This is a genomic window from Nocardioides sp. Z38_18 (genome assembly GCF_058215695.1).
The window spans coordinates 398682-411298 of the sequence record NZ_JBZAJE010000002.1 but is presented as its reverse complement, the minus strand read 5'-3'; the positions used below and the strand labels follow the sequence as shown (position 1 = coordinate 411298).

General features: G+C 72.1%; 15 protein-coding genes. 5 read left to right on the top strand and 10 right to left on the bottom strand.

Going from position 1 to position 12617, the window contains the following annotated elements; translation table 11 throughout:
* Nucleotides 1-61 precede the first annotated feature (61 nt).
* The 4 genes from AC4BGC_RS13050 to mce all read right to left on the bottom strand — a co-directional run bounded on the left by AC4BGC_RS13050 (nucleotide 62) and on the right by mce (nucleotide 3581).
* Complete coding sequence (locus AC4BGC_RS13050; RefSeq protein ID WP_490556187.1) at nucleotides 62-1009, bottom strand: VWA domain-containing protein; 948 nt, start codon at nucleotides 1007-1009, stop codon at nucleotides 62-64.
* Nucleotides 1006-1962, bottom strand: coding sequence for a DUF58 domain-containing protein (locus AC4BGC_RS13045; RefSeq protein ID WP_490547994.1), 957 nt, complete (start codon nucleotides 1960-1962; stop codon nucleotides 1006-1008). The genes AC4BGC_RS13050 and AC4BGC_RS13045 overlap by 4 nt, the downstream gene beginning before the upstream one ends.
* Complete coding sequence (locus AC4BGC_RS13040) at nucleotides 1959-2993, bottom strand: AAA family ATPase (protein WP_490556186.1); 1035 nt, start codon at nucleotides 2991-2993, stop codon at nucleotides 1959-1961. The genes AC4BGC_RS13045 and AC4BGC_RS13040 overlap by 4 nt, the downstream gene beginning before the upstream one ends.
* A 120-nt stretch (nucleotides 2994-3113) precedes the next feature.
* On the bottom strand, nucleotides 3114-3581 hold the full coding sequence (gene mce / locus AC4BGC_RS13035) for a methylmalonyl-CoA epimerase (protein WP_490556185.1): 468 nt from the start codon (nucleotides 3579-3581) through the stop codon (nucleotides 3114-3116).
* Nucleotides 3582-3722: 141 nt separating this feature from the next.
* Between mce and AC4BGC_RS13030 the strand changes: the two genes are divergently transcribed.
* The 4 genes from AC4BGC_RS13030 (at nucleotide 3723) to AC4BGC_RS13015 (ending at nucleotide 6827) form a co-directional block, all read left to right on the top strand.
* A complete protein-coding gene (locus tag AC4BGC_RS13030; protein WP_490547998.1) occupies nucleotides 3723-4925 on the top strand; it encodes an acetyl-CoA C-acetyltransferase in 1203 nt (400 codons plus the stop codon).
* Nucleotides 4926-4936: 11 nt separating this feature from the next.
* Nucleotides 4937-5926, top strand: coding sequence for a methylmalonyl Co-A mutase-associated GTPase MeaB (meaB, locus tag AC4BGC_RS13025; protein WP_490556184.1), 990 nt, complete (start codon nucleotides 4937-4939; stop codon nucleotides 5924-5926).
* Between the two features lie 162 nt (nucleotides 5927-6088).
* Nucleotides 6089-6268: a hypothetical protein gene (locus AC4BGC_RS13020; protein ID WP_490548001.1), complete on the top strand. Its 180-nt coding sequence runs from the start codon at nucleotides 6089-6091 to the stop codon at nucleotides 6266-6268.
* 7 nt (nucleotides 6269-6275) lie between these two features.
* Nucleotides 6276-6827: a PH domain-containing protein gene (locus AC4BGC_RS13015; RefSeq protein WP_490548003.1), complete on the top strand. Its 552-nt coding sequence runs from the start codon at nucleotides 6276-6278 to the stop codon at nucleotides 6825-6827.
* On the opposite strand, the gene AC4BGC_RS13010 is transcribed toward AC4BGC_RS13015, so the two are convergent.
* Nucleotides 6824-8476: a phospho-sugar mutase gene (locus tag AC4BGC_RS13010; protein WP_490556183.1), complete on the bottom strand. Its 1653-nt coding sequence runs from the start codon at nucleotides 8474-8476 to the stop codon at nucleotides 6824-6826. The genes AC4BGC_RS13015 and AC4BGC_RS13010 overlap by 4 nt on opposite strands.
* Nucleotides 8477-8542: 66 nt before the next feature.
* Here AC4BGC_RS13010 and AC4BGC_RS13005 point away from each other — a divergent pair, with 66 nt between their 5' ends.
* Nucleotides 8543-9010 carry an SRPBCC family protein gene (locus AC4BGC_RS13005; RefSeq protein WP_490556182.1) on the top strand — a complete coding sequence of 156 codons (468 nt, stop codon included), beginning with the start codon at nucleotides 8543-8545 and terminating at the stop codon, nucleotides 9008-9010.
* On the opposite strand, the gene tpx is transcribed toward AC4BGC_RS13005, so the two are convergent.
* From tpx to AC4BGC_RS12980, 5 genes are read right to left on the bottom strand one after another with little or no spacing between them, the layout of a single operon-like run.
* Nucleotides 8980-9474 (bottom strand): thiol peroxidase, encoded by a 495-nt coding sequence (tpx, locus tag AC4BGC_RS13000; RefSeq protein WP_490556181.1) that lies wholly within the window; start codon nucleotides 9472-9474, stop codon nucleotides 8980-8982. The genes AC4BGC_RS13005 and tpx overlap by 31 nt on opposite strands.
* 23 nt (nucleotides 9475-9497) lie before the next feature.
* Nucleotides 9498-10298, bottom strand: a complete 801-nt coding sequence (locus AC4BGC_RS12995; protein ID WP_490556180.1) for a crotonase/enoyl-CoA hydratase family protein — start codon at nucleotides 10296-10298, stop codon at nucleotides 9498-9500.
* Between the two features lie 51 nt (nucleotides 10299-10349).
* Complete coding sequence (locus AC4BGC_RS12990) at nucleotides 10350-11354, bottom strand: aldo/keto reductase (protein WP_490556179.1); 1005 nt, start codon at nucleotides 11352-11354, stop codon at nucleotides 10350-10352.
* A 53-nt stretch (nucleotides 11355-11407) separates the two neighbouring features.
* Complete coding sequence (locus tag AC4BGC_RS12985; protein WP_490556178.1) at nucleotides 11408-11782, bottom strand: MerR family transcriptional regulator; 375 nt, start codon at nucleotides 11780-11782, stop codon at nucleotides 11408-11410.
* Between the two features lie 33 nt (nucleotides 11783-11815).
* Nucleotides 11816-12610, bottom strand: a complete 795-nt coding sequence (locus AC4BGC_RS12980) for an NAD-dependent epimerase/dehydratase family protein (protein ID WP_490556177.1) — start codon at nucleotides 12608-12610, stop codon at nucleotides 11816-11818.
* Nucleotides 12611-12617: the final 7 nt, after the last annotated feature.

Below are 12617 nucleotides of genomic sequence, written 5' to 3'. Positions count from 1 at the left end.
GCCCGGTGTGACCTATCTGGCTACCGGGAGCGGCGGGGGCGACCGAGGACCCCGGACCGGCTCAGGGCAGGCGCGAGAACCAGCGCAGCGAGAGGGCCGCGGCCAGCAGCCCGAGGAGGAGGGCGGCGGCCGCGGCGTACTGCGTGACCTCGCGGGGCTCCTCGCGGTAGCCGATGGAGGACTGGACCTCGTCGTAGACCTCGTTGAGCTCGTCGCTGCTCCGGGCGGTGTAGGCGTGGCCACCGCTCTCCGCGGCCAGCGCCGCGAGCGTCGCCTCGTCCACCGGCACGCTGACCAGCTGCCCCTCGCTCTCCACGGTCCCGTCGGGGGTGCCGTAGGCGATGGTGGAGACCGGCACCCCGGCCTCGCGGGCCGCTCGCGCGGCCTCCTGCGGGGTGCGCCCGGTGGTGTTGGTGCCGTCGGAGAGCAGCACGACGTGGGCGGGTACGCCGGCCTGGTCGGCCCGCGCCGCCATCAGCTGCACCTGCTCCAGCGAGGTGAAGACCCCTTCGCCGATCGCCGTCCGGGTGGACAGGTCGAGGTCGTTGAGGGCGGCGACGACGTCGTCGCGGTCCGCGGTGGGGGGAGCCAGCACGGTGGTGACCCCCGAGAACGTGACCAGGCCGGCGTTGAACCCGCGGGGCAGGTCCTCGACGAACCGGGTCGCGGCCTCGGCGGCCGCGTCCAGCCGGTTCGGCGACACGTCGGTGGCCTTCATCGACAAGGAGACGTCCACCGCGACGATGACCGTGGCGTTCTCCCGGGGGACCCGCACGTCCATCTCCGGCCTGGCCGCCGCGAGTGCCATCAGTGCGAAGGCGGCCAGCAGCACGGCGGCGGGGGCGTGGCGCCGCCACCCGGGCCTGCGCGGGATCAGCCGTTCCAGCATCGGCAGCGAGGCGAACCGGACCGCGTAGCGGCTGCGGCGGCGCTGCTGGACCACGTAGGCCACCGCGAGCGCCGCCACCGGCACGAGCAGCAGCAGCCACCAGGGGGAGAGCAGCCTCATCGCCGGCTCCTCATCCGTGGCGCTCCGCTCCTGCGGGCCTGGTCGCGGCGCAGGAACCAGACCAGGTCACCGACCCAGTCGCGGTCGGTGCGTAGCAGCACGTGCTGGGCACCCGAGGCGCGGACGGCTGCGGCGACGCTCTCACGATGGGCGGCGGCGAGGGCGGCGTACTGCTCGCGCAGGCGCGCCGAGGAGGTCCACACCTCGGAGCGGCGGCCGGACTCGGGGTCCATCAGCACCACGGGCCCCACGTCGGGCAGGGCCAGCTCGCGGGGGTCCAGGATCTCCACGACCAGCACGTCGTGGCGAGCGCAGAGGTGCCGCAGCGGCTGCTCCCACGAGAACGGCCGCTCGGTGCTGCCGTCGGGCTCGACGAAGTCGCTGATCACCACGCGGGCCCCGCGTCGGCGCTGCCGGGCGTCGAGCGCGGTCAGTGCGGGCGCGAGCCCGGGGGCCACCGGGGTCCGGGGCACTGCCCGGCCGCGATGGCCGGTCGGCCCGCGGCCCGACATGGCGCGTACCGCGGCCTGGCGCGGTGGCAGTGGCGGCGACCAGCGCACCGCGTCCTCACCGAGGTGGGCCACGCCCATCCGGTTGCCGGGGCCGTCGCTGAGCAGCCCGATCGCGCCGGTGACCCAGGCCGCCAGCTCGCCCTTCTCGATCTCGACGGTCCCGAAGTCCATGCTGGCGGTCTCGTCGACCAGGACCCAGGTCTCGAGCTCGTACTCGGCCCGGGTGCGCCACACGTGGGGTTCCTGGCTCCGGGCGGTCACGTTCCAGTCGATGCGGCGTACGTCGTCGGAGCCCGCGCGGTAGGGGACGACCTCCTCGGGGTCGCTTCCCGGACCGAGGCGGGTGCCCTCGCGGGCGCCGTACAGGGTGCCGGCGAGCCGCCGGTTCAGGGCGAGCTCGAGCGCTGCGAAAGCGCGTCGGGACTCGGCCAGGGACCTCACGCTGCTCCGGTCTCCCGCTCGCCGGCAGCGTCGTCGTGGGGTGCGATCTGGGGAGCCGGGACCACGGAGAGCAGGTAGGCGACCACCTGGCGCGCGTCCACCCCGTCGGCGATGGCGTCGAAGGTGAGCACGAGCCGGTGTGAGAGCACGTCGCTCGCGACGTCGTACACGTCACGGGGCAGCACGTAGTCACGACCGCGCATCAGGGCCAGTGCCCGGGCCGAGGCGACGAGACCGAGCGTGGCTCGGGGGGAGGCCCCGAACTCGACGTGGGGGGCGATCGGCTCCAGGCCGTAGCGGGCCGGCTCGCGGGTGGCCATCACGAGGGCCACGGCGTACTGGGCGACGGCGTGGTGGACGAAGATGCGGTCCGCGGCCCGTTGCAGGTCGAGCACGGCCTCGGTGCTGAGCACCTCGCGGGCGCGTGGGGGGTCGACGCTCATCCGCTGGAGGATCGCGAGCTCCTCGGCGGCATCGGGGTAGCGGACGTCCACCTTCATCAGGAAGCGGTCGCGCTGGGCCTCGGGCAGGGAGTAGACGCCCTCGGACTCGATCGGGTTCTGCGTGGCCATCACCAGGAACGGCTCCGGCAGCGGGTAGGTGCGTCCGCCGATGCTCACCTGCCCCTCGGCCATCGCCTCCAGCAGCGCGGACTGGACCTTCGCCGGGGCCCGGTTGATCTCGTCGGCGAGCACCAGGTTGGCGAAGATCGGCCCGAGCTCGATGTCGAAGGTCTCGGAGGAGGGGCGCCACACCCGGGTCCCGACGATGTCGCCGGGCATCAGGTCGGGGGTGAACTGCAACCGGTGGAAGCTGCCGCCGGTGACCTCGGCGAGCGTCCGGACGGCCAGGGTCTTGGCGACGCCGGGAACGCCCTCGAGGAGCAGGTGTCCCCGGGCGAGCAGCGCCACGACCATCCGCTCGACCATCAGGTCCTGGCCCACCAGCACCCGCTTGATCTCGAACAGCGCCCGTTCCAGGAGCGCCGCGCTCTGCTCGGTCGGGGGCGTGTCGTCCTGGATCGTGGTCATCGGGCGTCCTCGGTGTCTCGACGGGTGCCACCACTTCACCACGGGAACGAAACGGACAGCGAGGGGTTGGCCCGAAAAACCGGGGAAAGGGGGTGGACCCCGCCCCGGGGAGAGGGAGGCTCAGGCGCCGGCGGGCTCCACCAGCTCGACGAGCACGCCACCGGCGTCCTTGGGGTGGATGAAGTTGATCCGCGAGTTCGCGGTGCCCCGGCGAGCCTCGTCGTACAGCAGTCGCAGGCCGCGCTCGCGCAGGATCGCGCTGACCTGGTCGACGTCGGTGACGCGGTAGGCGAGCTGCTGCAGGCCCGGGCCGGACCGGTCGAGGAACTTCGCGATGGTCGACTGCTCGTTCAGCGGGGCCAGCAGCTGGATCTTGGAGCCCTTGGGGTCGGACGGGTCGCCCACGGCCACCATCGCCTCGCGCACACCCTGCTCCTCGTTGGTCTCCTCGTGGGTGACCTCCATGCCGAACTTCTCGCGGTACATGGTGATCGCGGCGTCGAGGTCCGGGACGGCGACGCCCACGTGGTCGATGCAGGTGAACAGGTGGGCCGGGATGTCCAGCGGGGCTGACGTGGGGGTACTCATGTGCGCATCCTCGCCCAGTGGGCGCTGCGGCCTCAACGGGGTGTGACGGGTCGAACACCACCCGGAGCCGGACCCCCCTGCACCTGCGGGCCGTTGCTGGGTACTGTCGGACGACCAGACTGCTCTACAGGAGGCACTCCCATGTCATCGACCAATGGTGGATCCGTCATCGTCGCCGGCGCCCGTACGCCGATCGGACGCCTCCTCGGGGGCCTGAAGACCCTGTCCGCCGCCGAGCTCGGCGGAGTTGCGATCAAGGCGGCCCTGGAGAAGGCCGGCGTGTCCGGCGACCAGGTCGACTACCTGATCATGGGCCAGGTCATCCAGGCCGGTGCCGGCCAGAACGCTGCCCGTACGGCGGGCGTCGCCGCGGGCCTGCCGATGTCGCTGCCTTCGATCACCATCAACAAGGTGTGCCTGTCCGGCATAAACGCGATCGCGATGGCCGACCAGATGATCCGCGCCGGGGAGCACGACGTCGTCGTGGCCGGCGGGATGGAGTCGATGACCAACGCCCCGCACCTGCTGCTGAAGTCCCGCGAGGGGACCAAGTTCGGCGACGCGAAGCTCGTCGACTCGATGGCCTACGACGCGCTCTTCGACCAGACCACCCAGCAGGCCATGGGCCTGCTCACCGAGGAGTGCAACGCGGCCGGCGCCAACCTGACCCGCGAGGAGCAGGACGAGTTCTCCGCGCAGTCGCACCAGAAGGCCGCCCAGGCCTGGAAGAACGGTGTCTTCGACGAGGAGGTCGTCCCCGTCGAGATCCCGCAGCGCAAGGGCGACCCGGTCGTGGTCAGCCAGGACGAGGGCGTGCGTGGCGACACCACCGCCGAGTCGCTGGGCAAGCTGCGCCCCGCCTTCAACAAGGAGGGCACCGTCACGGCGGGCTCCTCCTCCCAGATCTCCGACGGCGCCTGCGCCGTCGTGGTGATGAGCAAGGCCAAGGCCGAGGAGCTCGGGCTGAGCTGGATCGCCGAGATCGGCGCCCACGGCCAGGTCGCCGGCCCCGACTCCACCCTCCAGCTCCAGCCCGCCGCGGCGACCGCCAAGGCGCTGGAGAAGGAAGGCATCTCCGCCGACGACGTCGACCTCGTGGAGTTCAACGAGGCGTTCGCCGCGGTCGGCATCTCCTCCGCGCGTGAGCTCGGCATCCCCGACGAGAAGGTCAACGTCAACGGTGGCGCGATCGCCCTGGGTCACCCGGTCGGCATGTCCGGCGCCCGGATCGTGCTCCACCTCGCCCTCGAGCTCCAGCGCCGCGGAGGCGGCACCGGGGTGGCCGCCCTGTGCGGTGGCGGTGGCCAGGGTGACGCCCTGGTCATCAAGGTTCCCTCCTCCTGAGCGAGAGGGGCATGAGCAGACGGTCGACCGGCGACGTACCCGCACTGGTCGAGAAGGCCAGGGCGGGGGACGCGAGGTCGGTCGCACGGCTGATTTCGCTGGTCGAGGACGCCTCGCCGCTGCTGCGCGAGGTGATGGCCGGGCTGGCGCCGTACACCGGCACGGCCGGCGGCCGGCGCGCACACATCGTCGGGCTGACCGGGTCTCCCGGTGTCGGCAAGTCGACCTCGACCGCGGCGATCGTCACCGCCCTGCGTGCGCAGGGCAAGCGGGTGGGCGTGCTCGCGGTGGATCCGTCGTCCCCGTTCTCCGGGGGAGCGCTGCTCGGTGACCGGGTGCGGATGCAGGACCACGCCCTCGACAAGGACGTCTACATCCGCTCGATGGCCTCGCGCGGGCACCTCGGCGGTCTCTCCTGGGCGGCCCCGCAGGCGCTGCGCGTGCTGGACGCCGCCGGCTGCGACGTGATCCTCGTCGAGACCGTGGGCGTGGGCCAGAGCGAGGTGGAGATCGCCGCCATGGCCGACACCACGATCGTGCTGCTCGCCCCCGGGATGGGTGACGGGATCCAGGCGGCCAAGGCCGGGATCCTCGAGATCGGCGACCTCTACGTGATCAACAAGGCCGACCGCGAGGGTGCCGACCAGGTACGCCGGGAGCTGCGCGGGATGCTCGCGCTGGCCGACCGTCCCGAGGGGGCCTGGCAGCCCGAGATCGTCAAGACCATCGCGAGCAAGGGCGAGGGCGTCGACGAGGTCGTGGCCGCGATCGACCGGCACCGGGCGCACCTGGAGGCCAGTGGTGAGCTCGAGGCGCGGCGGTTGCGGCGGGCCCGGGACGAGATCGAGGCGATCGCCGTCACCGCGTTGCGCGAGCAGTGGCGCGGGGTGCACGAGAACGCCGCGCTCGACGAGCTGGCGGCCGAGGTCGTCGCCGGGAAGAGCGACCCCTACGCGGCGTCCGACCTGCTGCTCGAGAGCCTCGAGTCGGGGTCGGGCTAGCCCCGGCGTCTCCGCGTTTCGGTGCTCACCGGACCGGTGAGCCTCGATATCGGGCGGTTCCAGGCGCGCCTGAGTCGAATCGTGGCGCGTTCTTGGTACAACAACTCTGTCGTGGGCGCGTTCTGGTGCCCACGGTCTTCCCCCGGACACAAGGAGCAACCGATGGACGGCGCGCTGAAGAAGGGTGTCGGCCTCCTCGTCATCTTGTTCCTCGGCTTCTGGCTCGTGCAGGACCCCAACGGGTTCGGTGCCAGCGCCAAGGAGGCCACCAGCACGATCTGGGACCTGCTGGTCAAGCTCTTCGACGCGATCATCCGGTTCGTCCAGTCGGTCAGCAGCTGAGCGCACCATGAGGCGGGTCGTCGCCTGGCTGACCGATCCCTCGGTCGGCGCCCGGCTGCTGCGGGACGAGGACGAGGTCGTGGTCGACATCGTGCACAAGCACTGGGTCGTCTACCTGCTCCCCGGCCTGCTGGTCTTCGCCGGGATCCTGTGCTGGGCCCAGGTCCCGTTCGCCTCCCTCGAGCTGGGCTGGGTGCCCCTGGTCGTGGGCGCCGTGCTGGTCGGGTGGGGCGTGCTGAAGGCCCTGCAGCGCAACATCGACCGGTTCGTGGTCACCAACCAGCGGGTCTTCCGGGTGCACGGGCTGTTCAACCGCAAGGAGGCCACGATGCCGCTGAGCCGGATCCTGGACATCTCGGTGGACAAGCCCCTGCACGGCCGGATCCTCGACTTCGGTCACTTCGTCTTCGAGTCCGCGGCGCAGGCCCAGGGGCTGCGCGACATCCGCTACGTGCCGCGCCCCGACGAGCGCAACCTGACCATTCAGCGGGTGGTGACCCGGGCGGGCCTGCGCGGGCGGGGCCCGCACCACACGGAGCGGGGCGAGGTCTCCCCCTAGAGGCCGGCGGCCGCCTGCAGGTCGCTGCGGATCGCGTCGAGCCGCCCGACGGCGTTGATCCGGGCCGCGTCCACGGCGTCTTCTCGCACCGGGACGACGACCTCGAGGTAGCACTTGATCTTCGGCTCCGTGCCCGAGGGGCGTACGACGACACGGCCGTCGTCGGCGAGCCGGAACCGGAGGCCGTTGGTCGGGGGCAGGCCGTTGCCGCCCGCGGAGAGGTCGTCGACCCCCAGGACCGCCAGGCCGCCCAGCGAGGCGGGGGGAGCTGCACGCAGCCGGTCGACGACCGCCGCGATGGACGCGACGTCGTCCATCCGCACCGAGAGCTGGTCGGTGGCGTGCAGTCCGTAGCGGCTCGCGATGTCGTCGAGCAGGTCGCGCAGCGTCCGGCCGGCGGCCTTGGCCCGGGCGGCGATGTCGCAGACCATCAGCAGCGCCGAGACACCGTCCTTGTCCTTCACGTGCCGGGGGTCGACGCAGTAGCCGAGCGCCTCCTCGTAGCCGAAGGCCAGGTCGGGCACCCGTCCGATCCACTTGAAGCCGGTGAGCGTCTCGGCGTACAGCTGGTGCTCGGCGACGGCCATCTTGCCGAGCAGCGACGAGGAGACGATCGAGGTGGCGTAGACGCCCTCGCGCCGCAGGCCGAGCAGGTGGTGGGCGAGCAGCGCCCCCACCTCGTCGCCGCGGAGCATCTGCCAGCCGTGGGGTCCTCCGGGGATCGCGACCGCGCACCGGTCGGCGTCCGGGTCGTTGGCGACCACGAGGTCGGCGCCGACCTCCTCGGCGAGGGCCAGCGCGAGGTCCATCGCGCCGGGCTCCTCGGGGTTGGGGAACGGCACGGTCGGGAAGTCGGGGTCGGGCTCGAACTGCGCGGTGGCGACGCGCGGCTCGCTGAACCCGGCCTCGCGCAGCGCGGTGAGCACCGTGGCCCCGCCGACGCCGTGCAGGGGGGTGTAGACGATGTCGAGGTCGCGCGGTCCGGCGCCGACCAGGTCGACGACGGTCTTCAGGTAGCGGTCGAGGAGGTCGTCACCGAGGACCTCGCCGCCGTCGCCGCGGGGGATGTCCACGACCGGACCCACGGCCGCGATCTGCTCGGCGATCTGCTCGTCGGCGGGTGCGACGATCTGGCTGCCGTCGCCCAGGTAGACCTTGTAGCCGTTGTCCTGGGGCGGGTTGTGGCTCGCGGTGACCATCACCCCGGCCACGCAGCCGAGCTCGCGGATCGCGAACGCGAGGACGGGGGTGGGCAGCGGCCGCGGCAGGGTCATGGCCCGGAAGCCGGCGCCGGTCATCACCTCGGCGGTGTCGCGGGCGAAGACCTCGGAGTTGTGCCGGGCGTCGTACCCGATCACCACGGGGGCGCCCAAGGGCGCTCCGCTCGCCGTGAGGTACGCCGCCAGGCCGGCCGCCGCGCGGAGCACCACGACCCGGTTCATCCGGTTGGGACCCGCCCCGAGCGCACCGCGCAACCCGGCGGTGCCGAACTCCAGGGTGCCGTCGAAGCGGTCCGCGAGCTCGGCGGAAGGGCCCTGACCGACCAGCTCCGCGAGCTCTGCCCTGGTCGCGGGGTCGGGGTCCTCGGCGGCCCAGGCGCGGGCACGATCCAGCAGGTCGGCATCGGTGTGGTCGGTCCGGCGGGTCATGGGCCCGAGGCTAGATCATCGCCACCCAGCCCGATCGGGCTCCCACCGATGGACATACTGGTGCCCATGCCTGCGCGAAGCTTCCGGTTCTCCAGCTCCCTGGACGTGGCGGCGCCACGTGAGCGGGTGCACGCCGTGCTCGTCGATCTCGAGCACTACGGCGACTGGTGGCCGCAGGTGCGCGCCGTCGCCAAGCTCGACGACGACCGGGCGCTGGCGGTGTGCCGCTCCGCGCTGCCCTACGACCTCGAGCTCGAGCTCACGGCGGTGAGCCGCGACCTCGACCTGTTGGAGGTGCGCATCGACGGCCCGATCCGGGGCTGGGCGAGGTACCACCTGTCCGAGCGGGCAGACGGCTCGGCGCGCACCTCGCTGCGCTTCGAGCAGGAGGTACGCGCCGAGGCCTCGATGTTCGTGATGGCGTCGTACACCGCCAAGCCGCTGCTCAGCTGGAACCACCACCGGATGATGGTGGGCGCCGAGCGCGGCCTGCGGGAGAGGCTTCAGGACAGGGCTGCGACCGCGGCGTCGTAGTCCGGCTCCTGGCCGATCTGGGGGACGAGCTCGCTGTGCACGACGACGTTGTCCGCGTCCAGGACGACGACGGCGCGGGCGAGGAGGCCCTCGAACTTCGTGTCGGTGAGCCGGACGCCGTAGTCCTCGCCGAACGAGGAGCGGAACGCGGACCCGACCTGGACGCCCTCGAGGCCCTCGGCGCCGCAGAACGCGGTCATCGCGAACGGCAGGTCGACCGAGACGTTGAGCACCGTGGTGTCCTCGAGCCCGGAGGCGAGCTCGTTGAACTTGCGGACGCTCGCCTGGCACACGCCGGTGCCGATGCTCGGGAAGATGCTGAGCACCTTGCGACCGGTCAGGTCGGCAAGGCTGAACTCCTTGAGGTCGGCGTCGACCAGGGTGAAGTCGGGAGCCTGGTCGCCCACGGCGGGCAGTTCTCCGACAGTGTGGGCAGGGGTGTCTCCGAGTGCGGTGGTAGCCATGCGCCCAACCTAGCCGGGGGTGGTCAGCGCCTCGCGCGCGGTCCGAACTGCGGAGCCGCCTTCGCGAAGGCGGCCTTGCGGGCGGCCTTGGTGTTCGCGGCGACCAGGAGGACCAGCTGCTCGGCGCGTTCGCGGGCGAACGTGCGCCGGGGCGAGGAGGTCCAGGTCTGGTCGAAGAGCCGCTTGGCCGCCGCCAGCGCGTCGGGGGACTTCGTGGCGAGCTCGCGGGCGAGCTCGTCCGCGGCGGCCTCGGGGTCCGCGGCGAGGTCGGTGACCAGGCCCAGCTCGCGGGCCTCCTTGCCGGAGACCTTGCGTGCGCTCATCGTGAGCAGCTTCGCGGTGTCGATGCCGACCAGCTCGGAGAGCGAGCGGACCCCGGACATGTCGGGGATCAGTCCCCAGCGTCCCTCGAGGACCGACCACTCCGAGTCCGGCGTGGCGATCCGGAAGTCGGCGGCGAGCGCGATCTGCAGCCCCCCGCCGTAGCAGTGGCCGTGGACCGCGGCGATCACCGGCACGGGCAGCCGGCGCCAGGCCCAGCACGCCTCCTGGAAGGTGTTGGTCCCGCGCCAGGGGCGGGGCGTGAACGCGCCCGCGATGCCGCGGGGCGACTTCAGCACCGCGGCGAAGTCGAGCCCGGCGCAGAAGGAGTCGCCCTCGCCGCTGATCACGACCGCGCGCAGCGAACGGTCCCGGCGCAGCGTGCGGGCCGTGGACACCAGCTCGTCGAGCGTCTGCAACGTCAGCGCGTTGAGCTTCTCCGGTCGGGCGAGCCGGACGTGGGCGATGCCGTCGGTGACGGTGTGGGTGACGAGCTGGGTCATGGCGTCATGTTACCGATCGGTAATGGCGCCGCCATGCCCAGCCGTCCCGACTCAGGAGTCGATGCTGGACATGTCCCCGTAGCGCTCGCCGGCCACCGCGTCCCGGGGGACCGCCTGCTCCAGGGCGCTGAGGTCCTCGGGGGTGAGCTCGAGGTCGGTCGCGGCCACGTTCTCCTCGAGGTAGCGCACCCGCTTGGTGCCCGGGATCGGCACGACGTCCTCGCCCTGGGCGAGCACCCACGCCAGCGCGAGCTGGCCCGGGGTGGCGCCCTTCCCGGCCGCGATCTCCTTGACCTTCTCCACCAGGGAGAGGTTGGCCTCCAGCGCGTCGCCCTGGAAGCGCGGGAAGTACGGCGAGCGCCGGCTGTCGGCCTCGCCGTCGGCACCCGAGTCGCGGGTGATCGACCCGGTGAGCAGTCCTCGGCCCAGCGGGGAGTAGGGCACCAGTCCGATCCCGAGCTCCCTGATCACGCCGAGGATCTCGTCCTCGATGTCGCGGGAGAACAGGGAGTACTCGGTCTGGAGGGCGGTGATCGGGTGCACGCCGTGGGCCTTGCGGATGTTCGCGGCACTGGCCTCGGAGAGCCCGAGGTGGCGGACCTTGCCGGCCTGCACCAGCTCGGCCATGGCGCCGACGGTCTCCTCGATCGGGACGGTCGGGTCCACCCGGTGCTGGTAGTAGAGGTCGATGTGGTCCACGCCGAGGCGGCGCAGCGAGTCGTCGCAGGCCTGGCGGACGTACTCCGGCGAGCCGTCGATGCCGAGGCGCTCTCCGTCGGGGCCACGCTTGTTGCCGAACTTGGTGGCGAGCTGGACCTGGTCGCGACGGTCCGCGATCGCCTTGCCGACGAGCTGCTCGTTGATGAACGGCCCGTACATGTCGGCCGTGTCGAGGAAGGTGACCCCGAGGCCGAGGGCCCGGTGGATGGTGTCGATGCCGCCCTGCTCGTCTGGAGTCCCGTAGAACTCCGACATCCCCATGCAACCCAGCCCGAGGCTGGAGACGGTGAGCGGGCTGGATCCTGACTGGCCGAGAGTGCGCTGGTTGATCGTCATGGAACCACTCAACGACCTGGAGTGCGCTCCAGGTCAAGACCCGGGCGGGCGACTCAGCGGCGCTGGTCGACCTGGCCCTCGTAGAGCCCGATCTTGTGGTCGATCGCGCGCAGGTGCCCGGTGACCTCGGCGAGCTGCTGCTCGACCCGGCGCCGGTGGGCCTTGAGCAGGGTCAGCCGCTCGAGCTCGTTGCCGGGTCCGCTGCGGACGAGCTCGGCGTAGCGCCGTACGTCGCGGATCGGCATGCCGGTCGAGCGCAGCCTGGTGATCATCTGGATCCAGGTGAGGTCGCGCTCGGCGTAGCGGCGGTGTCCCGAGGAGGAGCGTTCCACCGAGGCCAGCATCAGCCCGTCGCGCTCGTAGTAGCGCAGGGTGTCGGGCGTCAGGCCCGTCTCCAGGGCCGCCTCGGCGATGCTCAGCGCAGTCACCGGTCCAGTGTGCCCCCTGGAGTGGGCTCGAAGTCAACGACCGGTGTCGAAGGCGGGACGCTCGAACTCCGCCGTGGCGTAGGGGCCACCGACGTGCGCCGCCTCGAGGCGGTCGGCCTCGGTCTCGGGCCCGGACTCGATGTCGGCGGCGAAGTCCTCGGCGTCGTCGTGGGGGTCGTAGCCGAGCGCGCGCCCGGGAGCGAGGTCCCACCACCCGCGGGTGTTCGCCGAGACGCCGTAGAGCACCGCATGTCCCGGCTTCGGTGCGGTGAGCGTGGCGTGGAACATCCGCACCGCGTCGTCGGGGGAGAGCCACGTGCTCAGCTGGCGACGCGTCGTGGGCCGGGGGAGGAACGAGCCGATCCTGGTGCAGATCGTGTCGAGCCCGTGCCGGTCGGTGTAGAGCTGCAGCAGTGCCTCCGCCGCGACCTTGCTGACGCCGTAGAAGGTGTCCGGGCGGCCGTTCGCCTCGACCCCGAGGAGGTCCGAGCGAGGGGTACGGCCGACGGCGTGGTTGCTCGAGGCGTAGGCGATGCGGCGTACGCCGTGACGCACCATCGCCTCGAGCAGGGCCGCGGTGGTGATGACGTGGGAACCCAGGGCGTCGGGCAGCGAGGACTCGGTGGGAATCCCGGCCAGGTGGATCACGGCCTCGGGCCGAATCGTCTCGACTGCGGCGTCGACGGCCACGGGGTCGGTGCAGTCGAGGTCGACGTCGCTGCCATGGCCGGGGAGGTCGGCGCCGACCACCTCGTGGCCGAGGGTGCTCAGACCGGGTAGGAGGACGCTGCCGATCGAGCCGGCCGCGCCGGTGAGGAGGACTCGCATCCTCGCA